Annotated in this window: 17 protein-coding genes; 4 read left to right on the plus strand and 13 right to left on the minus strand. The window is 71.3% G+C overall.

What is annotated here, in order from left to right; genetic code table 11:
* Positions 1–6: 6 nt before the first annotated feature.
* Positions 7–555 carry a tRNA (adenosine(37)-N6)-threonylcarbamoyltransferase complex ATPase subunit type 1 TsaE gene (gene tsaE / locus MWM45_RS13305; RefSeq protein ID WP_247826867.1) on the minus strand — a complete coding sequence of 183 codons (549 nt, stop codon included), beginning with the start codon at positions 553–555 and terminating at the stop codon, positions 7–9.
* The gene (gene alr, locus MWM45_RS13310; RefSeq protein WP_247826868.1) at positions 539–1,711 is read right to left on the minus strand and encodes an alanine racemase; all 1,173 of its coding nucleotides are present in this window, start codon (positions 1,709–1,711) and stop codon (positions 539–541) included. Before alr ends, tsaE begins: the two co-directional genes overlap by 17 nt.
* A gap of 89 nt (positions 1,712–1,800) precedes the next feature.
* Here alr and MWM45_RS13315 point away from each other — a divergent pair, with 89 nt between their 5' ends.
* Positions 1,801–2,379 (plus strand): GIY-YIG nuclease family protein, encoded by a 579-nt coding sequence (locus MWM45_RS13315; protein WP_247826869.1) that lies wholly within the window; start codon positions 1,801–1,803, stop codon positions 2,377–2,379.
* An 82-nt stretch (positions 2,380–2,461) separates the two neighbouring features.
* Entirely contained in the window at positions 2,462–3,520 is a 1,059-nt protein-coding gene (locus MWM45_RS13320) for a phosphatase PAP2 family protein (protein WP_247826870.1), read from the plus strand.
* A gap of 7 nt (positions 3,521–3,527) precedes the next feature.
* Here the strand turns inward: MWM45_RS13320 and MWM45_RS13325 are convergent, their stop codons facing one another.
* On the minus strand, positions 3,528–4,664 hold the full coding sequence (locus tag MWM45_RS13325; RefSeq protein ID WP_247826871.1) for a PfkB family carbohydrate kinase: 1,137 nt from the start codon (positions 4,662–4,664) through the stop codon (positions 3,528–3,530).
* Between the two features lie 123 nt (positions 4,665–4,787).
* Between MWM45_RS13325 and MWM45_RS13330 the strand changes: the two genes are divergently transcribed.
* Together MWM45_RS13330 and MWM45_RS13335 are read left to right on the plus strand one after the other, a co-directional pair.
* Positions 4,788–5,042 (plus strand): hypothetical protein, encoded by a 255-nt coding sequence (locus tag MWM45_RS13330; RefSeq protein WP_247826872.1) that lies wholly within the window; start codon positions 4,788–4,790, stop codon positions 5,040–5,042.
* Positions 5,039–6,394 (plus strand): family 4 glycosyl hydrolase, encoded by a 1,356-nt coding sequence (locus MWM45_RS13335; protein ID WP_247826873.1) that lies wholly within the window; start codon positions 5,039–5,041, stop codon positions 6,392–6,394. Before MWM45_RS13330 ends, MWM45_RS13335 begins: the two co-directional genes overlap by 4 nt.
* Here MWM45_RS13335 and MWM45_RS13340 read toward each other — a convergent pair.
* The 10 genes from MWM45_RS13340 to MWM45_RS13385 form a co-directional block, all read right to left on the minus strand.
* Positions 6,349–7,149, minus strand: coding sequence for an HpcH/HpaI aldolase family protein (locus MWM45_RS13340; RefSeq protein ID WP_247826874.1), 801 nt, complete (start codon positions 7,147–7,149; stop codon positions 6,349–6,351). The genes MWM45_RS13335 and MWM45_RS13340 overlap by 46 nt on opposite strands.
* Positions 7,150–7,181: 32 nt before the next feature.
* Positions 7,182–7,691, minus strand: a complete 510-nt coding sequence (locus MWM45_RS13345) for a GNAT family N-acetyltransferase (protein WP_247826875.1) — start codon at positions 7,689–7,691, stop codon at positions 7,182–7,184.
* Positions 7,691–8,737, minus strand: coding sequence for an L-glyceraldehyde 3-phosphate reductase (gene mgrA / locus MWM45_RS13350; protein ID WP_247826876.1), 1,047 nt, complete (start codon positions 8,735–8,737; stop codon positions 7,691–7,693). Before mgrA ends, MWM45_RS13345 begins: the two co-directional genes overlap by 1 nt.
* Before the next feature lie 105 nt (positions 8,738–8,842).
* On the minus strand, positions 8,843–9,559 hold the full coding sequence (locus MWM45_RS13355) for an EAL domain-containing protein (RefSeq protein ID WP_247826877.1): 717 nt from the start codon (positions 9,557–9,559) through the stop codon (positions 8,843–8,845).
* Between the two features lie 186 nt (positions 9,560–9,745).
* On the minus strand, positions 9,746–10,504 hold the full coding sequence (locus MWM45_RS13360) for a GAF and ANTAR domain-containing protein (RefSeq protein WP_247826878.1): 759 nt from the start codon (positions 10,502–10,504) through the stop codon (positions 9,746–9,748).
* Between the two features lie 111 nt (positions 10,505–10,615).
* Entirely contained in the window at positions 10,616–11,818 is a 1,203-nt protein-coding gene (locus MWM45_RS13365; protein ID WP_247826879.1) for a GGDEF domain-containing protein, read from the minus strand.
* A gap of 160 nt (positions 11,819–11,978) precedes the next feature.
* Positions 11,979–13,724, minus strand: coding sequence for a malto-oligosyltrehalose trehalohydrolase (gene treZ / locus MWM45_RS13370; protein WP_247826880.1), 1,746 nt, complete (start codon positions 13,722–13,724; stop codon positions 11,979–11,981).
* Positions 13,721–16,033 (minus strand): malto-oligosyltrehalose synthase, encoded by a 2,313-nt coding sequence (treY, locus tag MWM45_RS13375; RefSeq protein WP_247826881.1) that lies wholly within the window; start codon positions 16,031–16,033, stop codon positions 13,721–13,723. Before treY ends, treZ begins: the two co-directional genes overlap by 4 nt.
* A gap of 51 nt (positions 16,034–16,084) precedes the next feature.
* Positions 16,085–18,271 carry a glycogen debranching protein GlgX gene (gene glgX / locus MWM45_RS13380; protein ID WP_247826882.1) on the minus strand — a complete coding sequence of 729 codons (2,187 nt, stop codon included), beginning with the start codon at positions 18,269–18,271 and terminating at the stop codon, positions 16,085–16,087.
* 138 nt (positions 18,272–18,409) lie between these two features.
* Positions 18,410–19,972 (minus strand): bifunctional ADP-dependent NAD(P)H-hydrate dehydratase/NAD(P)H-hydrate epimerase, encoded by a 1,563-nt coding sequence (locus tag MWM45_RS13385; RefSeq protein WP_247826883.1) that lies wholly within the window; start codon positions 19,970–19,972, stop codon positions 18,410–18,412.
* Between the last annotated feature and the right edge of the window lie 24 nt (positions 19,973–19,996).

Below are 19,996 nucleotides of genomic sequence, written 5' to 3' on the forward strand. Positions count from 1 at the left end.
ACAAGCCTAGTCGAGCGCCAGCGCCGGCGGTCCGCCGCGCCAGCGTGGACCGGCGCCCGAGAGCGTGACGGTGCGCACCTCGTCCTCGCCGTCGTCGTCGAAGTCCGTGACCAGGCCTGCGCCGGGCCCGCCCCGACCGGTGCCGCCGAGCGGCCGGGTGATGTCCACGCGGAGCCAGCTGCCGGCCAGGTGCTCCACGCGTCCGGCGCCCCACTCGATGACCGTGACGTTGGCGTCGAGGGTGGCTTCGAGGTCGAGGTCGTCGACGGCGGCCGCGCTCTCGAGGCGGTAGGCGTCCACATGGACGAGGCCCGGCAGGCCGCTGCGCGAGCGGTGCTGGCGGACGAGCACGAAGGTGGGCGAGATGATGCGGCCCTCGACGGCGAGGCCCCGCCCGAGCCCCTGGGTGAACGTGGTCTTGCCCGCGCCCAGTTCACCCGAGAGGACCAGCAGGTCCCCCGCCCGCAGGTGCTGCGCGAGACCGACGGCGAGCGCCTGCAGCGCGGTGGCCGAGCCGACGTCGTAGGACGCCGACCAGTCAGGAGCCGGACTCATCGCTGCCCTCCCGGGGTGCGTCGAGGTACACCCGTTCCACCCGGTCGCTGATGCGGGTGACCACCTCGTAGTTGATGGTCTGCGCGGCGGCGGCCCAGTCCTCGACGGGCGGCGCGTCCCGGCCGCCGAACAGGACGGCGCGTTCGCCCAGCGGGCTCGCCGGGGTGTCCACCAGGCCGGTGGCGCCGAAGTCGATGACGAGCTGGTCCATCGCGATCCGCCCCACCACGGGGTACACGCGCCCGCCCACCAGGACCGGCGCCCCGGTGGCGATGCGGGGGACGCCGTCCGCGTAGCCGACGGGGATGAGCCCCAGCGTGGTGGGCTTGCGGGTGCGGTACGCGTACCCGTAGGAGACGCCCTGGCCCGCGGGCACCTCCTTGCAGTTCGCGACCGTGGTGCTGAACGTCATGACGGGCTGCAGCCCCAGGTCCTCGGACCCCTGGTCGGCGAAGGGCGAGAGCCCGTAGATGCCCAGGCCCACGCGCACCAGATCGAAATGGCAGTCGGGCCGCGAGAAGGTGGCGGGGGTGTTCGCGAGGTGCCGCACCTCGACGTCGATCCCTGCGGTCTCGGCGACGGCGACGGCGTCGCGGAACGCCTGCACCTGCAGGTCGGTCTCGGGCCGGGCGGGCTCGTCGGCGACGGCCAGGTGGGAGAAGATCCCGACCACGCGGATCAGGCCTTCCTCCTGGTGGGCGACGGCGCGGCCGAGCAGGGCCTCCCACTGCTCCGGCGGGCAGCCGTTGCGGCCCAACCCGGTGTCGATCTTCAGGTGCACGATGGCGGGGCGCTCGAGCTCGCGCGCGGCGGCGACCACGTGCTCCAGCTCCCACCCGGAGATCCCCAGGTCCAGTCCGTGCTCCACGCCGGCGGTGAAGTCGGTCCGCACGGTGTGCAGCCAGGCGAGGATGGGCGCCTCGATGCCGGCCTTCCTCAGGGCGACGCCCTCGCTGACGTGGGCCACGCCGAGCCACGCGGCGCCCGCCTCGAGCGCGGCGCGTGCCACCGGGAGCGCCCCGTGACCGTAGGCGTCGGCCTTCACGACGGCCATCACGCGCGCGGGGTGCGCCACGTCGCGGAGGTGGCGGATGTTGTGCCGCAGCGCATCGAGGTCGATCTCTGCAGCGCGTTCGGGGAAAGTCACCCGACCCATTCTGCCAGTTCCGCCTGCACGTCCGCCGTCGGACGGGTGCGTGGGCGGTGGGCTTGCACCCGGCGATGCCGACCGGAAGAATCGAAGACATGTTCGATTCGGAGCGGGACGAGCGCACCTGTGAACTCCGCCGCGAGGACGGACGACCGTGCGGTGGGGCCGTGGGCGGAGCCCCCGTCGCGGTGTGCCGCGCGCATGCTGCGGTGATCGGCGACTGGGTGGCCGCCGAGTACGGCGTGACCGACGTCCTGCCCGGCGCATGCCGCGCCTGCGGCTCGCGCCTCGGGGTCCGGTACCCCTCCGCCTGGGTGTGCGCGGCCTGCGAGTGGCGGGTCGGGGACGTCCTCGACGACGGTCTGCCGCCGCCGCGCGTGGACATCGTGTACTACCTCCGGTTCGGGGACCGCATCAAGATCGGCACGACGGCGAATCCGCGGCAGCGGCTCGCCCGCCTGTGGCATGACGAGGTGCTGGCGTTCGAGCAGGGGGACCGGCTTCTGGAGTACCGCCGTCACCAGGAGTTCGCCGCCTCACGCCTCGGCCGGTCGGAGTGGTTCGCCGCGTCCCAGGACCTCGAGGAGCATGTCCGCGACCTCGCTGCGGGGGTCGAGGACCCGTGGGCGCGGTACGCCCGGTGGCTGGGCGAGGCCGCGGCGCGGCGCGGCTGAACAGCCCTGCGACGAAAAGCAAACACCAGGTGAACGGGGTGCCGGTTCGGTGAAGGGCACCTTAATGCATTAGAACTGTTTGATGAAGTCCGCGCCCTTGATGACGGGGCATGCCCCCTACAGACTCTTCCGCATCCCCTTCGCGGTGGCGGCTGCCTTCGCCGTGCTCACAGCCTTCGTGGCCGTGGCCTTCGGCTTGCCGCTGCGTGATCCCGACGGTTTCCTCGGCCCGAGCTACGTCCGCCTGCCCCTGCTCCTGGTGGCGCTGATCCTGGCGGACATGATCCCCTCCATGGTGCGCAGTCGGCCCGCCCGGGGGGACGTGCTGCGCGCGGCGGCCGTCGAGATCCGTCGGCGCTGGCCGGTGCCCCGGCTGCTGGCGACGTCGCTGGGCCTGCTGACCTTCTACCTGGCGTACGTCGCGTACCGCAACATGAAGAGCTTCCTGCCGTTCGTCCGTGACCGGGTGACGGACCCGCTCCTGCAGGCGAGCGACCGCTGGCTCCTCGGCGGCGACCACCCCGGTGACGTGCTCCAGCAGATCCTCGGCACCGGGGCGAGCGCCCACATCCTGTCCGCCGTCTACGTGTCCTACCTCGTCTTCGTGCCCGTGTCCGTGGCCGCGGCGCTCGTCTGGTCGCGCAGGCTCTCGCAGGGCGCCTGGTATGTCACCGCGCTGTCCTTCAACTGGATCCTCGGGGCGCTCAGCTACTACGCCCTGCCCTCCCTGGGCCCGATCTACGTCGAACCGAAACACTTCGCGGACCTGCCGGATACGGCCGTCACCGCACTCCAGGAGTCCCTCTACCGGAACCGGGTACGGGTCCTGGCCGACCCCCACGCCACCCAGTCGGTGCACGGCATCGCGGCCTTCGCCTCCCTGCACGTCTCGGTCGTCTTCACGGCCGCCGTCATGGCACACCTGCTCCGCCTGCCGCGCGTGATCAAGGCGGCGCTCTGGGCCTACACGCTGCTCACCGCCCTCGCCACCGTCTACTTCGGCTGGCACTACGTCGTCGACGTCGCCGCCGGTGCGCTCCTCGGTGCCCTCGCGATCTGGCTCGCAGCACGCGCGACACGGCCCGGGGACGCCGTGCCTCCCCGGGCGGCGCCGCTCCTGGCGACGGCGGGCCGCGTGTGAGGTCCGGTCACGGGGCGCGGGGCGCGTCCCGGACCCCCTCGCAGGGGCGGACCGACGGCGAGGCGTCGGAATGCCGCGCGATCGTCGCCGTCGCCCTGCGCGATGCCTGGCCCGGGACGTCGGACACGAGGTCCTCGAGGAAGGCGTAGCGGCGCAGCCACTGCTTCTGCATGCCGTCGCGCCCCGCGCTGACCCGGTGCCACCAGTCCGCGATGTCGCCCCAGCCGGGCGCCGCCAGCGAGCCGCCCACGTGCTGCACGGACAGCGAGGCGCACAGATTGGCGAACGCCAACCGGTCGGCGAGCGGGAATCCCGCCAGATCGGCCATGACGAAGGCGGCGGTGAAGCAGTCGCCCGCCCCCGTGGGGTCGTGGGCGGCCACGGGAAGGGCCGGAACCCACTCCTCCTCCCCCGTGAGCGAGTCGATGGCGATCGCGCCGTGCTGCCCCACCGTGACGACGGCGACCGGCACGCGGTCGGCCAGCGAGTACAGCGCCTTCCACGGATCGTCCGTGCGCGTGTACGCCATGGCCTCGACGGCGTTCGGCATGAACGAGTAGAAGTGGTCGAGGGTGGCGAGCGTCTCGGGCGCCCACTCCCCGTCCGGGTCCCACCCCACGTCGCCGAACAGTTTCGTGCCGCGGGCCGCTGCGGTCTCCGCCCACGGTTCGATGTCCTGCTCCACGCCCACGACGGCGGCACGGCAGGAGGGCGGCGCTCCGATGAGCTCGGTGGCGCGCAGCGGCGCCGCGTGGCCGTGCGTCACCATGGACCGGTCCTGGTGCACGGAGAGGGACACCGTGACCGGGGAGTGCCACTGCCCGAAGACGCGCGACCTGGACAGGTCCACGTGTTCCTGGTCCTGCAGCACGTCCCAGTTGAACTGCCCGTAGCCGTCGTCGCCGAACGCGGCGGCGAGCGTGGTGCGCAGCCCGAGGCGGCTCGCGGCGATCGCCTGGTTCGCGATCCCGCCCGGACCGGAGCCCATGCCGTCGGTCCAGACCTCGGTGCCCGGCGCCGGAAGCTGCTCCAGCCCCGTGAAGACGATGTCGAAGAACACCTGGCCGGTGAGCAGCAGGTCGAACTCGGGCCCGTCTGGACCCCGCGTGGCTGCCAGTGGATCGAAGCGGTGCTGTTGGGCCATGTACGGCACCTTACTGGTCCGGCGGGAGGCCGGCCGTCCGCCGGAGCGACTGCCGTGCGAAATCACCCCGAGGGGCGAGGTTCCGGGCCTTCTTCCGTACGCTGGAGGCATGACAGGGACAGCATGACCCCGGACAGGCCCACGGACCCGGACAGGGGCGCGGACATCCCCCGGCCCGCACGGGGAGCGGCACCCCTGCTGCCCCTGGGAGCCCGCCTCCTGATCGGCGTGGCGGCCGTGGTCTTCGCCGTCTCGCTCGGCTTCGTCCTCGCGTACACGACATCGGTCCCGGTCGTGGCGTGCGTCGTCATCGGCCTGGCACTCGCCGGCGCGCAGGTGTACGCGCTGCGGCGCGCCCTGTTCCGCGGCGGCCGATGAGCACCGGCGCGACCCTCGTCATCGTGGGCGGCGGGGGCTTCCGCGTGCCGCTGGTGTACCGGGCGCTGTCCCAGGCACCGTTCGCGGGACTCGTGTCCCGCGTCGTCCTGGTGGACAGCCTGCCGGACCGCGCCCACGCCATCGCCCGGGTGCTCGGGGCGCTGCCGTCGGGGGCGGCGCCCGCGCCGCCGGTCCGCGTGGCGGCCCGGCTGGAGGACGCGCTGCCGGGCGCCGACCTCGTGTTCGCCGCCGTGCGCAGCGGCGGGGCGGACGGGCGCGTCCTCGACGAGCGCGTCGCCCTGGCCTCCGGGCTGCTCGGCCAGGAGACCGTGGGAGCCGGCGGCATCTCCTACGCACTCCGGTCCATCCCCGACATGATGCGCGTGGCCACGCTCATGCGCGACCTCTCCCCCGACGCCTGGCTGATCAACTTCACCAATCCGGCGGGCATGGTGACCGAGGCGCTCTCGGCGGTGCTGGGCCATCGGGTGATCGGCATCTGCGACTCGGCGTCGGGCCTCGTCACCCGGGCGGCCCGCGCCGCGGGCGTGGACCTGCGCGGGTCCCTGGCCGGCGTGGACTACGTGGGTCTCAACCACCTGGGCTGGCTGCGCCGGCTCGACGACGGCGGCGCGGACCGGCTCCCCGGGCTGCTCGCCGACGCCCCGCGCCTGGCGAGCTTCGAGGAGGGCCGGCTCTTCGGTCCGGACCTCCCCCGGGTCCTCGGCGCACTGCCCAACGAGTACCTCTTCTACTACTACTTCCATCGCGAGGCCCTGCGCTCCATCGGCGCCGCGGACAGGACGCGCGGCGAGACGCTCCGGGACCAGCAGGCGGATCTCTTCCCCCGACTCGTCGCGGCCGGGGACCCGCTCGCGGTCTGGGAAGCCGCCCGGCGCGAGCGGGAGTCCGGCTATCTGGCCGAGGCCCGGACGGCGGAGGAGGAGCGCGACGAGGCGGACCTCGCGGGAGGCGGCTACGAGCGCGTGGCCCTGCAGGTCATGCGCTCGCTGCTCACCGGACACCGGGCGGAGCTGATCCTCAACGTCCGCAACGGTGCGACCGTCGGCGCGCTGCCCGCGGACGCCGTCGTCGAGGTGCCGTCCGTGGTGGACGCCGACGGCGCGCGCCCGCTGCCGGCGGCCCCGCTGTCACCCCACCAGCTGGGGCTCATGGCGGCGGTGAAGGCCGTCGAGCAGGACACCGTCCGCGCCGCCGTCCACCGGGATCGCGATGCCGCCCTGCGGGCCTTCGCGGGGCATCCCCTCGTGGACTCCTTCCACGCCGCCACCCGCGTGCTCGCGGGTTACGAGGAGGCGTTCCCCGAGCTGAAGGCGTCCTGGTCGGACTGATCCGGCCGACCGGTCCGCGCCTGCGTACGCAGGGCCTGGACGCCCAGGGCGAGCAGGCCCGTGTCCGTCGCCGCGGCGATCCAGTCGAAGCCGGCCGCCGCCAGCAGCGCCGCCCGCCCGGAGGAGCCCGCGTACGCGCCGGCCCGGATCCCGGCCTGCCTGCAGGTGCGGGCGATCCGGCGGAGCGGTGCATCGTCCTCCGGGGAGGACAGGAGTTCGTCGACGTCCAGCCCGAGGGCGAGCGAGAGGTCGAACGGCCCGACGAAGATCATGTCCACGCCGGGGACGGCGGCGATCGCCTCGACGGCCTCGAGCGCGGCCATGGTCTCGATCATGACGGCGCAGAGCGGCACGGCGTGGGGTGCGTCGTCGGACCCCGGGCCGTGGACGGCACGGCTGCCCGGCAGGGGCCCCCAGCTGCGGGCGCCCCGTGGCGGGTAGTGGCTGGCCGCCACGGCGGCCTCGGCGTCGGCGACGCCGTTGACGAGCGGGACGACGACGCCGTCCGCTCCGGCGTCCAGCGCGCGGCCGATCAGTGCGGCGTCGTTGGCCGCGACCCGGACGAGCATGGGGGCGGTGTCCGCCGCCCGGCGCCCGAGGGCGTCCCTGACCGACCGGTCGTCGAAGTGCCCGTGCTGGAGGTCGAGGGCCACCCACCCCACGCCCGACCGCGCCAGTTCGGTGGTCAGGCGGGGCTCCCCGAGCGTCGCCCAGACGCCGAGGAGTGGATCGTGGACGGCTGATTCGTTGGTCATCGCCCCATTGTGTCCCGGCGTCCGCCCTGCCCCTACAGGAAGCGGTGCATGATGTGGAGGCCCGTCGGTCCGGCCGTGGGATGGAGGAAGGCGCCCGGGACGGTGCCGACGATCGCGAAGCCCAGCGAGACCCAGAGGGCGACGGCCCGTTCGTTCGTCTGGACGACGGCGTTGAACTGCATCGCCGTGTAGCCCGCCGCCCGCGCCTCCCCGAGTACGTGACCGGCCAGGGCCCGGCCCACACCCCGCCCGCCGGCGTCGGCCGCGACCAGGAAGGAGGCGTTCGCGACGTGGGCGCCGTTCCCACCCCGGTTGGCGTGGAGTTGGGCGGTGCCGACCACCCGGTCGGAGTCACCGTCCACCGCGACGAAGACCGTGAGCGTCCGATCGGCCCCGGAGGGCCCCGGCAGCCACTCGCGCCGCCCCGCCGCCTCGTCCATCGAAGGGACCCAGCAGTACGTCTCCCCGGCCCTGGCCACCGGTCGCAGGATGTCCCAGATGGCTGGCCAGTCCTCCGGGACGGCCATCCGGAACTGCAGCATCAGGCCTTGAGGGCGTTGGCCCAGAGGTTGATGTCGGACTCGACGGCGTACTCGTCGATGGCGTGAAGCTCCTCGGCCGTGAAGTCCAGGCGCTCGACCGCGGCGAGGCTGTCCTCGAGCTGGCGGACGCTGGAGGCCCCGATCAGCGCCGACGTCACCGGGGTGCCCTTGGACTGGTCCCGCAGGATCCAGGCGATCGCCAGCTGCGCCAGCGACTGCCCACGACCCTCCGCGATGCGGTTCAGGCCCCGGATCCGGTCCAGGTTCTCCGCACTGAGCTGGCCCTGGTCCAGCGACTTCCCCGCCGCGGCCCGCGAGTCCTCGGGCACCCCGTCCAGGTACCGGCTGGTCAGCAGGCCCTGCGCCAGCGGGGAGAACGCGATCGAGCCCGCCCCGACCTGCTCCAGGGCCTCGAACAGATTCGGCGTCCCGTTCTCCGTCCACCGGTTCAGCATCGAATACGAGGGCTGGTGGATCAGCAGCGGCGTCCCCAGATCCCGCAGGATCGCCGCGGCCTCCAGGGTCCGCTCCGGCGAGTACGAGGAGATCCCCGCATACAGGGCCCGTCCCGAGCGCACCGCCGTGTCCAGCGCCCCCATCGTCTCCTCCAGCGGGGTGTCCGGATCGGGGCGGTGACTGTAGAAGATGTCCACGTACTCCAGGCCCATCCGTTCCAGCGACTGGTCCAGGCTCGCCAGCAGATACTTCCGCGACCCGAAATTGCCGTAGGGGCCCGGCCACATGTCGTAGCCGGCCTTCGTGGAGATCACGAGCTCGTCCCGGAACGGCCGGAAATCATCCTTCAGGTGCCGGCCGAAGTTCGTCTCCGCGCTCCCGTACGGCGGGCCGTAGTTGTTCGCCAGGTCGAAATGGGTCACGCCGAGGTCGAACGCCCGCCGCAGGATGTCCCGCTGCGTCCCGAACGCCTTGTCGTCCCCGAAGTTGTGCCACAACCCCAGGGACACCGCGGGCAGCTGCAGCCCGCTCACCCCCACCCGGCGGTACGGCATCGATTCATAGCGGCTCTCGGCAGGGTGATAGGTCATTGCCTCATCCTAGGTGAGTCCTCCCGCACGGCGCAGGAGCACGTGGTGTCGCCGGCCACCCGGCGGCCGGGATTCCCGGCGCCCCACGGTCGCTGCGGACTACGGCTAGGCGACGGCGCTGATCGTCGGAGCAGATCCGATGCGCACCTGCGGGAGTTCCTCGAAGGCCGGCTTCGCGAACCAGTAGCCCTGGAACAGGCGGATGCCCCTTTCCTTCAGGAACACGAACTCCGCTTCGGTCTCGATCCCCTCTGCGAGCACCGTGATGCCGAGGTCCTCGGCGATGCCCACGATGCCGGCGACGACGGCCTGGCGGGCCAGGCTGCTGTCGATCCCCCGGACGAGCAGCATGTCGATCTTGATCAGATCGGGCTGGAACTCGACCAGGAGCCCCAGTCCTGCATGGCCGGCACCGAAATCGTCGATGGCGGTGGTGAAACCGTGCTTGCGGTACTCGGTGATGATGTTCGTGAGGTGGGCGGTGTCCGCGACCTCCTCGTTCTCCGTGAACTCGAACATGATCGACGACGTCGGGAAACTGCATCGCCTGGCCGCGAGCAGTGTCGCACGGAGGCAGGCGGCCGGTTCGTAGACCGCATTGGGCATGAAGTTGATCGACAGCTTCACCTCTTCGTCCGCCGGGAACAGGCGTGACGCCAGCTCGATCGCCTTGATGCGACAGTCCTGGTCGAAGCGGTACTTCTGCTCGGGCGAGATCCTCGACAGGACCTCGAAAGCACCCTCGCCCGCCAGGCCTCTCACCAGCGCCTCGTAGCCCCAGACGCGATCGTCGACGGCGTCGTAGATCGGCTGGAAGGCCATGCTGAATTCGAAGTCGAGCTTCGATGATGTCGTGCAGCCGTTGCAGGCCATGCGGACTCCCCCTCACTGGTCCCGTCCACCCTAGGACACACACGGCCCGAAGCGGATCTGCCACGCGACAGGCCGTTTCCGCACGCCGTACCGGGCGGAAAGGGTGTGCGGAAAGGGAGTAGGGGGAACGAACTGCTACTGAGCGTTCTTCCTGCTGGGGAGGTCGCCGCTGCTGATGAGGTGATCGGCGACGCTCCAGAGCTTCAGGTGCGTGCGCTGGCTGGCCATGGACAGCACGATGAACGCCTGCTCACCGGTGATCTTGTGGCGTTCCATCAGGATGCCCTTGGCCTGGCCGATCACGTCCCGGGAGTCCACCGCCTCATGGAGCTGCCGGGTCTTCTCGGCTTCGGCGAACGCCACCGCCGCATGGGAGGCGACCAGCAGGCCCACGTTCTCCGACTCGTCCGTGAACGCGTCCGCCTCGTACGAGTACAGATTCAGGGCGCCGAGGTCATCGCCCTGCACCCACAGCTGGATGGACAGCATCCCCCGGGCGCCGGCCTCCGTGGCGCGCCGGGCGAACAGCGGCCACCGCTGCTCGTGCGCCATGTCCGAGACCCGCACCGTCCGGTGCTCGTACGCCGCCTCCAGGCACGGACCCTGGCCGGTCTCCACCTGCAGCGCGTCGATCCGCGCGGGCAGGTCCCCGGACGGGGCACGGGACCCGACGTCCCTGCGTCCCAGGACGACACTGACGGAACCCTCGTCGACCCCCGGGATCAGGTCGATGGCCGCGTGCACGAACCCGCTCAGGATCGCGTCCGAGTCCGGTTCCTGCTGCAGCACCCTGGCGAGCTCCGCCAGTTCCGTGGCGAGATCACGCACCCGCTCACCGCCGCCGTGATGGGACGACGGCATGCCCCGGTCCACCATGGAATCCTCGCTCATCATTGACACCTTTCTGGCAGTGGGACCACGACCGGCACGGGCAGCGCTGTGCTCACTGTAGTGCTCGTGCCAGCGCACCGACACCCGGGCGTGATCGTCCGCCGGAGGCCCGGTTCAGACCCTGACGTTGTCGTCGGGAGATTCCGGGGAGGTCCCGTGCCGCCGGTCCGCCGAGCCGACGGCCTGGACGGATCTGTCCCGCCCCCCGGCCTTCGCCGTGTACAGCGCCCGATCGGCCGCGGCGATCGCCGCCTCGAGGTCGTAGCCGGATGCTTCGATCGAGGAGATGCCGTAGCTCACCGTCGGCATCACGAAGCCACCCGGCGTGGGTTGCACGCGCAGCGCCAGACTCACGTCGCGGGTGATGTCCTCGGTCCTGGAGACCGAGGCGCCGGGCAGCAGGAAGATGAACTCCTCGCCTCCGTAACGTCCCACGAGGTCCGTGATCCGGACCGTCTCCGAACACGCCTGCGCGAACGCCTTCAGCACACTGTCACCCGCGGCATGGCCGTGGGTGTCGTTGATCGCCTTGAAGAAGTCGAGGTCGGCGAGGATGAGCGCCCCCGGCCGTTCCGTCCGCGCCAGCCGGTCCACGTGCAGGTGCGCGAGGTCGAGGAAGCCGGCGCGGTTGAGCAGTCCGGTCAGGGCATCCCGGTCGGCGCGCGTCCGCAGGTCGGCCGCGATCTGCTCGGCGCTGAGCGCGGCCGCGCTGAAGGACACGATGACGAGAAGGACCAGGGTGACCAGCGCCGTGATGCTCGAATCGAAGAAGGTGGTGAACACGTAGCCGTCCGAGCCTCCCACGACGAACGCGATGCACCGGGCCAGGTAGAGCACCGCGACGGCCCCGGAGGCGACCGCGAGCGGCGCCTGCACCCTGCTGTAGCTGCTGGGCAGGTGCCACAGCTCCCACGAGGCGAGTCCGATCGTCAGGGCCATCATGCCGAGGAACACCGCTCCGCCGGACCACGAGTTCGTCGCCGGGCTGTCGACCACCGAGGCCAGCAGCGTCAGCAGCGGCGCCGCCGCGAGTTGCAGCCGGCGGGGTCTGCCGGTCCGCAGGGTCCGCGCCCCGGCCCACACGCTGACCGTTCCCATGACCGACAGGGTGTTGGCCGCGGGGTTGGCCCAGACCTGGTGGTGGGTGCCGTCGAGCAGGTGGATGGAGGACCCGATGCAGAAGAACAGGATCGCTGCACACCACCACGCACTGTAGGCGGAGCGGGTCTGGCGGAACGCCACGGTGTAGAACAGCACCAGCAGGGTGATCGCGACGGCGCCGAAGGCAACCCGCAGTGTGGTGATGTCCAGGGTCATGGTGTTCCTGCCGCCTCGTTCTTCCCGGTCCCGTCTCCGGACGCTCAGGGGGTTCGCCTCCCGGGTGGAAGAATCTCCAGCCAGTATGCCGGAGTCCACCGACCCTTCGGCCGGTGGACCCCCACTCCTGTCGAAACCCTTGCAGAGTCCTGATCCAGGCTCAGCCCAGGTCGACGACCAGGGAGGCGTGGGCCGGCAGCTGTACGGTGTCGGCCAGCAGCCCGACGCCGTCGACCGTGGACAGCAGGACCTCCGCGGTGCTGCCGCCCACCGGGACGGTCACCAGCGTGTCGCTCAGGTTGAGCATGACGGCGGTGCTGCCCCGGCGCAGGACGATCCAGCGGCTGTCCTCGTCGTAGTCCACGGAGATGCTGCCGAAGTCGGGGTCGCGCAGTTCCGGTCGTGACCGGCGCAGGCGGATGAGCTCACGATAGGTGGACAGCAGTTCGGCGTGGTGTCCCTGCCCCGCTTCCGTCCAGTCCAGCTTGGCCGAGGCGAAGGTCGCCGGGTCCTGCGGGTTGGGGACGTCCTCCGGGCGCCAGCCCATGCGCTCGAACTCCCTGAGCCGCCCTTCCGCGGTGGCCTTGCCGAGCTCCGGCTCCGGGTGGGAGGTGAAGAACGGCCACGGCGTCGACGCCCCGTACTCCTCGCCCATGAACAGCATCGGCGTGAACGGGCCGAGGATGTTCAGCACGGCGGCCTGGGCGAGCTGCGCCGGGTTCAGCGTGGCGCTGATGCGGTCGCCGGCGGCCCTGTTGCCGATCTGGTCGTGGTTCTGGGTCGCGACCACGAGCTGCAGGGGGCTGACCCCGGCCGGATCGATCTCGCGGCCGTGGTGACGTTCCCTGAAGGACGAATAGGTCCCGTTGTGGAAGAAGCCCTTTTCGAGGACCTTGGCGAGCGCGCCCACCGAGTCGAAGTCGAGATAGTAGCCCTCGGTCTCCCGCGTCAGGTTGACGTGCACCGCGTGGTGGAAGTCGTCGCTCCACTGCCCGGCGAGGCCGTAGCCGCCGACGTCGCGGGCCTGGATCAGGCGCGGATCGTTGAGGTCCGATTCGGCGATGAGGAACAGGGGCTTGCCGAGCTCCGCCGCGCACTCGTCCGTGCGGGCCGCGAACTCCTCGAGGATGTGCACCGCGCGCTCGTCGTGGAGCGCATGCACTGCATCGAGGCGCAGTCCGTCCACGTGGTAGTCCCTGAACCACATGAGCAGGTTCTCGACGACGTAGTTCCGGACCTCGTCCGACTGCGGGCCGTCGAGGTTCAGGGAGTCGCCCCACGAGGTGGACTGGCCCTCGGTGAGGTAGGGGCCGAAGAGCCCGAGGTAGTTGCCGCTGGGGCCGAGGTGGTTGTGGACGACGTCCTGGATGACGCCCAGTCCCAGCTGGTGTGCGGCGTCGACGAAGCGCTGGTAGGCGGCGGGCCCGCCGTACGTCTCCTGCACCGCATACCAGAGGACGCCGTCGTAGCCCCAGTTGTGCGTGCCGTTGAACGCGTTGACGGGCAGCAGTTCCACGTACTGGACGCCGAGGTCCACCAGGTGGCCGAGCTTGCCGATGGCGGCGTCGAGGGTTCCCTCGGGGGTGAACGTGCCGAGGTGCATCTCGTAGATGACGCCGCCGTTCATCCCCGGGGACCGCCACGATCCGTCCTGCCACTGGTGCGCTGCGGCGTCGAACGTCCGCGAGAGTCCGTGCACGCCGTCGGGCTGGCGCCGCGACCGGGGGTCGGGCACGGGCGTCTCGGAGCCGTCGACGAGGTAGCCGTAGGACACGTCCCCGGTGGCCGTCGCCTCCGGGGCATGCCACCAGCCGCCTCCACCCTGCGTCATCGGGTAGCGGGCGCCGTCTGCGACGAGGGTGAGGGACGCGGCGCGGGGCGCCCAGACCTCGAATGGCGAACTCATGCTGCGTCCTCCTGGACCAGTAGTGCTGCAGGGAAGGTGGAGAAGAGGTCGGCCGCCCTGACGGTCCCGCCGCTCACCGAGGCGCCGGTGAGGGCGCAGGTGTAGCGGCCCTCGGGGAGCTCGAGCGTGGTGTCGCCCCAGCCCTCGCCCTGCGCGAGCGTGTAGGGCAGGCGCGTGATCAGGGTGACCGCCCCTCCGCGGTCGAACGCGAAGACGTGGTCCGCTGCCTCACCCGAGGACGTGATCGCCGTGTAGCCGGTGAACAGCTCGGGGCGGTCGCGGCGCAGCTTGAGGGCGCGGGTGACGACGAGCAGCTTCGCGTGGGCGTCCTCACCCACCGGGGGCAGCGCACCGAAGTCGATGTCCGTCAGTACCTGCCGGCGCGCGTCGTAGTCCACCTCGCGGCGGTTGTCGGGGTCCACGAGGGACGTGTCCCAGAACTCGGTCCCCTGGTAGATGTCCGGAACCCCCGGCATGGTGAGCTGGAGCAGCTTCAGGCCGATCGAGTTGGACCAGCCGGCCTGCTGGATCCGGTCGACGAGACCCGAGATCAGCGACACCACGGCGGCGTCGTCGAAGGCGGCGTCGACGGCGTCGTGCATGCCGCGTTCGAACCCTTCGTCCGGCGCGGTCCAGTGGGTGCTGGAATCGGCCTCGCGCGATGCCTTCTCGGCGTAGGCGTGGGCCCGTTCCCTGCTGAGCGGCCAGGCCCCGATGAGCGACTGCCACAGCAGGGGCGCGAACGTCGGGTCCTTGATGGGGGCGAGCTCCTCGAGCCGGCCGAGGAGGCCCGTCCACTCACCCGCGAGCTCCGACAGGACGGAGATGCGTGACCGCGTGTCCTCGCTGCGCTTGGTGTCGTGCGTGCTGAGGGTCGTCATGGCCAGCGGGCTCTCGGCCTGCCGTTCGAGCAGGCGGCGGTGCAGTTCCAGCGGATCGATGGAGAAGATGGACGGGTCGGCCCCGACCTCGTTCAGCGAGACGAGCCGGGAGTACCGGTAGAACGCGGTGTCCTCCACGCCCTTGGCCATCACCATGCCGGAGGTCTGCTGGAAGCGCCGGGCCAGTTCGGTGAGCTCCCCCGGACCCTCGAGGAACGGGTTCAGGAGCGGGTGGAGCGCGGCGAGGGTGTCCGCGAGGTCGGGGCGGCGCACCTGGGCGTCCCGCACGGCGTCCGCGAGGTACTCGGCACCGCCGGGGAGGTAGCTGCGGTACACGGGGAAGCAGGTCAGGAGTTCGGCGATCGCGTCGGCCGCGGCGTCGGCGTCCAGGCCCGCAGACGCGGGGACGAGCCGCGCGAGCCGCAGCACCTCGGAGCGGAGGATGCCGTCGGCGATGCCGCGCTTGGTCCCGTGGATCATCTCGTGGAACGGCGCCACCGGCACGGACTGCGTGAGCTCGTGCTCCCCTGCCGGGTCGGTGAACAGCCGGTCGATGTCCGCGAGGGCGTCGTACCCGGTGGTTCCCTCGGTCGCCCAGTCGGTGGGGAGCTTCTCCCCCGGCTCGAGGATCTTCTCCACGAGGACGTAGGCACCGCCGGTCAGGGTGCGGAGGTCCTCGAGGTAGCCCTTCGGATCGGCGAGACCGTCGGGGTGGTCGATGCGCAGGCCGTCGACGAGCCCCTCGTCGAACCACCGCTTCACCTCGCTGTGGCTCTCCTGGAACACCCACGGCACCTCGACGCGCAGGCCCGCGAGGGTGTTCACGCCGAAGAACCGCCGGTAGTTGAGCTCCGCATCGGCGCGACGCCAGTTCACCAGTTCGTAGTGCTGGCGGGCGTGGACCTCCGCCCCCGTGTCACCGGGGTGGGCCGTGCCCTCCGCGATGGGGAACCGGTTGTCGTAGTAGCGCAGTTCGCCGTCGACGACCGCGAGCCGGTCCAGCTCGTCGTCGCCGTCGCCGAGGACCGGGACGCGGATGCGCCCGCCGTTGGCGTCCCAGTCGACGTCGAACGCCTCCGCCATGCGCGAGCCGCGACCCTCCGCCAGGAGCTGCCACCACCATGCGTTGTCGGCGGGGGTCTCGATGCCCATGTGGTTGGGCACGATGTCGACGAGCACGCCCAGTCCCGCCGCCCGGGCGGCCTCACTGAGGGCAGCGAGGCCGTCCGGACCGCCGCGGTCGGGGTCCACGGTGGCGGGGTCCGTGACGTCGTAGCCGTGCCCGGACCCCTTCTCCGCCGTGAGGATCGGCGACAGGTACACCCAGTCCACCCCCAGGTCGTGCAGGTACGGCACCAGGGCCGCGGCCCGATGCAGGTCGAACTCGCTCCGGATCTGCAGCCGGTAGGTCGATTTCGGTGTCAACACGTGGGGGGTCCTCCTGGGACGGTGGGGTTGGGTGTACCTGTCGGGGTCGTGCTAGGGGGTGCCGGTCTTGGCGGTGACCTCGTTGGCGAGGATGGCCAGGGACGCCGCGACCGAGTGGTCGAGGTCCTCGACCACGGTGTGGACCCGCAGGACCACCATGGACTTCGCTTCGACCGAGACGGTGGCGCCGGCCGGGATGGACGCGGTGTCGGCGTACTTGCCGGCCGTGTCGATCACTTCGTCCCACGAGGTGCCGTACTCGTCGGACGGGATGGTGAAGTCCACGGCCTCGTCGTGCGCGTTGAAGTACAGCAGGAAGTTGGCGTCGACGATCCGCTGGCCGCGGGCGTCACGCCCCTGGATGCCGTGGCCGTTGAGGAAGACGCCGATCGAGCGGCCGAAGCCGCTGTCCCAGTCCTCGGGGGCCATGAGCTCGCCCGTGGTGTCGAGCCACACGATGTCCGGCAGCGCCTCGCCCTCGCCGCGGCGCACGGGGCGCCCGTCGAAGAACCGGCGACGGCGGAAGGTGGGGTGCTCGGAGCGGAGACGGTTGACGGCCGCCGTGAACTCGAGCAGTGGCTGGTCCATCTTGTCCCAGTGCACCCAGCTGATCTCGGAGTCCTGGCAGTAGGTGTTGTTGTTGCCGTCCTGCGTCCGGCCGAGCTCGTCGCCGTGCAGCAGCATCGGCACGCCCTGCGAGAGCAGGAGTGTCGCGATGTAGTTCCGCTGCTGGCGGGCACGGATCGCGAGGACCTCGGGGTCGTCCGTGGGGCCTTCGGCCCCGCCGTTCCACGACCTGTTGTGCGATTCGCCGTCGTTGTTGTCCTCGCCGTTGGCCTCGTTGTGCTTCTCGTTGTAGGACACGAGGTCGCGCAGCGTGAAGCCGTCGTGGGCCGTGACGAAGTTGATCGACGCGACGGGGCGGCGCATGCTGTGCTCGTAGAGGTCCGCGGAGCCCGTCAGGCGGGAGGCGAACTCGCCGATGCTGGAGGGCTCGCCGCGCCAGAAGTCACGGACCGTGTCGCGGTACTTGCCGTTCCACTCCGTCCACTGCGGCGGGAAATTGCCCACCTGGTAGCCGCCGGGTCCGACGTCCCAGGGCTCGGCGATGAGCTTGACCTGCGAGACCACCGGGTCCTGCTGCACGAGTTCGAAGAAGGCCGACAGCCGGTCCACCTCGTAGAACTCGCGGGCCAGGGCGGAGGCCAGGTCGAAGCGGAAGCCGTCGACGTGCATCTCGGTGACCCAGTAGCGCAGGGAGTCCATGAGCAGCTGCAGGGAGTGCGGGTTCCCGACGTTGAGGGAGTTGCCGGTACCCGTGGTGTCCATGTAGTACTGCTTGTCGTCCTCCACCAGGCGGTAGTAGGACGCGTTGTCGATGCCACGCATGGAGATGGTGGGGCCCATGTGGTTTCCCTCGGCGGTGTGGTTGTACACCACGTCGAGGATGACCTCGATGCCCGCCAGGTGCAGTTCGCGCACCATGGCCTTGAACTCCTGGACCTGCTCGCCCTGGTCGCCGGAGGAGTTGTACTTGTTGTGCGGCGCGAAGAAGCCGATGGTGTTGTAGCCCCAGTAGTTCGAGAGGCCCTTCTCCTGGAGCGTGCTGTCGTTGACGAACTGGTGCACGGGCATGAGCTCGATCGCCGTGACGCCGAGCTTCTGCAGGTGGGCGATCACCGACGGGTGGGCGATGCCGGCGTAGGTGCCGCGCTGCTCCTCGGGGATGTCCGGGTGCAGCTGCGTGAGGCCCTTGACGTGCGCCTCGTAGATGACGGACTGGTGGTAGGGCGTCCGCGGCATGCGGTCGCCGTCCCAGTTGAAGAACGGGTTGACGACGACGCCGAGCATCATGTGCGCCGCGGAGTCCTCGTTGTTGACGGAGTGCTCGTCGCCGAAGTTGTAGCCGAACAGCGCCTGGTCCCAGTCGAGATCGCCGGAGATGGCCTTCGCGTAGGGGTCGAGGAGGAGCTTGTTGGGGTTGCAGCGGTGTCCCTCGGCCGGGTTGTGCGGGCCGTGGACCCGGTAGCCGTACTTCTGCCCGGGGGAGACCTGCGGGAGGTACCCGTGCCAGACGTAGCCGTCGACCTCCTTGAGCTCGATGCGCGTCTCGGTGCCGTCGTCGTCGAAGAGGCAGAGGACAACGAGGTCGGCGACCTCGCTGTAGAGCGCGAAGTTCGTTCCGGTGCCATCGTAGGTGGCTCCCAGGGGATACGCGTCGCCGGGCCATAGTTCCATGAGTTCTCCTTGTATCTTCTGCCGTGGCCGCCTCCATGGGCGGTCACGGTGTTGCTCGCAGGCGTCGGGGGATGCCCCGCGTGCCTGCTTCATGCATAGCGCATTCGGATGTCCGCGCGGTTGACTGCGTCGGTCGCCTTACGTAGTTGCGGCTAGGCGACGCTCCTCCACGAGGTCCGCGACCACGGCGCGGATGGGTCCGGGCAGGCCGGAGACCACCACGGGTCCGGAGCGGGCAGCGAGCTGCCCGGCCCGTCCGTGGATCAGGGCTCCTGCCGCGGCGATCGCCGCCCAGAGGTCTGTGGGCGCCACGCCGACGCGGTCCGCCGCGCCGTCGTCCTCGGCGAGCGTCGCCGTGAGCGCGCCGAGGATGCCGGCGAGCGTGTCCCCGGACCCTGCGGTGGAGAGCCACGGCGTCGCGTCGGCCTGGACGAACAGGGCACCGGAGGGTGCGGCGACGACGGTCGTGTACCCCTTGAGCAGCACCGTGGCGCCCGTGCTCTCGGCGGCACGCAGCGCGAAGTGCGCGGGTTCCGCCTCGATGTCGGCCCGCTCGACGTCGACACCGCGGGCTGCGAGCAGCTCGCGCAGCTCCCCCGCATGCGGCGTGAGGATGACCTGCGGTCCCACGCGGTCGGGCACCGCGGCGAGCGCTCCCGCGTCCACGACGACGGGCAGTCCCGACGCCATGGCGTCGATGGCCCGCCGGCGCTGGTCGTCGTCGTCCACGGCGCCGGGGCCCACGAGCCAGGCCTGCGATTGCGCCTCGGCGATCGATCCCGTCGACGCCACCACCTCGGGGTTCCGCTGGTGGACCAGCGCTGCCACGGCCTCGGGCCCGAGGTAGCGCACCATCCCGACGCCGGTCGCCAATGCTGCCCCGACGGCGAGGGCGGCCGCTCCCGGGTAGAGCGCGGAACCCGCGGCGACGCCGAGCACCCCGCGGGAGTACTTCTGGTCGTGTGCGCCGGGCAGGCGGAGGAGGGCTGCGGCGTCGGAGCCCTGGAGGCTGCGTGCGGCCGGCGTGAACCCGGAGAGATCGAGGCCGATGGCGACCACGTTCAGCTCGCCGGCCGCCACGGCGCCGGCGCCGATCAGGAGGCCGGGCTTCGCGGCCCCGAAGGTGACGGTCGCATCCGCGGCGAGGACGGGCCCGTCCACACGGCCGGTGTCCACGCCGATGCCGCTCGGCACGTCGCAGGCGACGACGATCGTGGACCGGGCGGTGCGCGGACCGGCCGCCGCGTCGAAGGCCCGGACGAAGTCCGCGGAGGTCCCGCGCAGGCCGCCGCGGGCACCGGTGCCGAGGATCCCGTCGAGGAGGATGTCGGCGGCGGCCGCATGGGCGGCCAGCGCGGCGATGTCCGCGGCGTCGGCCAGCCGGACGCTCGTCCCGCCGGCGCGCGTGAAGGCCTCCAGCGCCGCGTCGTGGACGCGGTCCGCCATGAGGACCGCCGTGGCCCCGACACCGCGGCGCAGGAGCCGCTCCCCCGCGTACAGCGCGTCCGCGCCGTTGTTCCCGCTCCCGGCCAGCACGACGGCGGTGGCGCCGTAGGTGCCGCGGCCGGCGTCGCGCAGGAGTCCGAGGACCACGCCGAACAGGCCGTGGGCAGCCCGCTGCATCAGGGCGTCACCGTGGCCGGCGTCGAGGAGTGGTGCCTCCGCGGAGCGGATGTCACCGGAGGAGAATGCTTCGAGCATATGGTCGAGCTTAGCGGTAAGCCG

This window comes from Arthrobacter antioxidans (genome assembly GCF_023100725.1).
Taxonomy (GTDB): domain Bacteria; phylum Actinomycetota; class Actinomycetes; order Actinomycetales; family Micrococcaceae; genus Arthrobacter_D; species Arthrobacter_D antioxidans.

Bases quoted from the DNA above. Each gene is read 5' to 3' on its own strand.
- tsaE (WP_247826867.1), bottom strand. From the start codon at position 555: ATGAGTCCGGCTCCTGACTGGTCGGCGTCCTACGACGTCGGCTCGGCC.
- alr (WP_247826868.1), bottom strand. From the start codon at position 1,711: ATGGGTCGGGTGACTTTCCCCGAACGCGCTGCAGAGATCGACCTCGAT.
- MWM45_RS13315 (WP_247826869.1), top strand. From the start codon at position 1,801: ATGTTCGATTCGGAGCGGGACGAGCGCACCTGTGAACTCCGCCGCGAG.
- MWM45_RS13320 (WP_247826870.1), top strand. From the start codon at position 2,462: ATGAAGTCCGCGCCCTTGATGACGGGGCATGCCCCCTACAGACTCTTC.
- MWM45_RS13325 (WP_247826871.1), bottom strand. From the start codon at position 4,664: ATGGCCCAACAGCACCGCTTCGATCCACTGGCAGCCACGCGGGGTCCA.
- MWM45_RS13330 (WP_247826872.1), top strand. From the start codon at position 4,788: ATGACCCCGGACAGGCCCACGGACCCGGACAGGGGCGCGGACATCCCC.
- MWM45_RS13335 (WP_247826873.1), top strand. From the start codon at position 5,039: ATGAGCACCGGCGCGACCCTCGTCATCGTGGGCGGCGGGGGCTTCCGC.
- MWM45_RS13340 (WP_247826874.1), bottom strand. From the start codon at position 7,149: ATGACCAACGAATCAGCCGTCCACGATCCACTCCTCGGCGTCTGGGCG.
- MWM45_RS13345 (WP_247826875.1), bottom strand. From the start codon at position 7,691: ATGCTGCAGTTCCGGATGGCCGTCCCGGAGGACTGGCCAGCCATCTGG.
- mgrA (WP_247826876.1), bottom strand. From the start codon at position 8,737: ATGACCTATCACCCTGCCGAGAGCCGCTATGAATCGATGCCGTACCGC.
- MWM45_RS13355 (WP_247826877.1), bottom strand. From the start codon at position 9,559: ATGGCCTTCCAGCCGATCTACGACGCCGTCGACGATCGCGTCTGGGGC.
- MWM45_RS13360 (WP_247826878.1), bottom strand. From the start codon at position 10,504: ATGATGAGCGAGGATTCCATGGTGGACCGGGGCATGCCGTCGTCCCAT.
- MWM45_RS13365 (WP_247826879.1), bottom strand. From the start codon at position 11,818: ATGACCCTGGACATCACCACACTGCGGGTTGCCTTCGGCGCCGTCGCG.
- treZ (WP_247826880.1), bottom strand. From the start codon at position 13,724: ATGAGTTCGCCATTCGAGGTCTGGGCGCCCCGCGCCGCGTCCCTCACC.
- glgX (WP_247826882.1), bottom strand. From the start codon at position 18,271: ATGGAACTATGGCCCGGCGACGCGTATCCCCTGGGAGCCACCTACGAT.
- MWM45_RS13385 (WP_247826883.1), bottom strand. From the start codon at position 19,972: ATGCTCGAAGCATTCTCCTCCGGTGACATCCGCTCCGCGGAGGCACCA.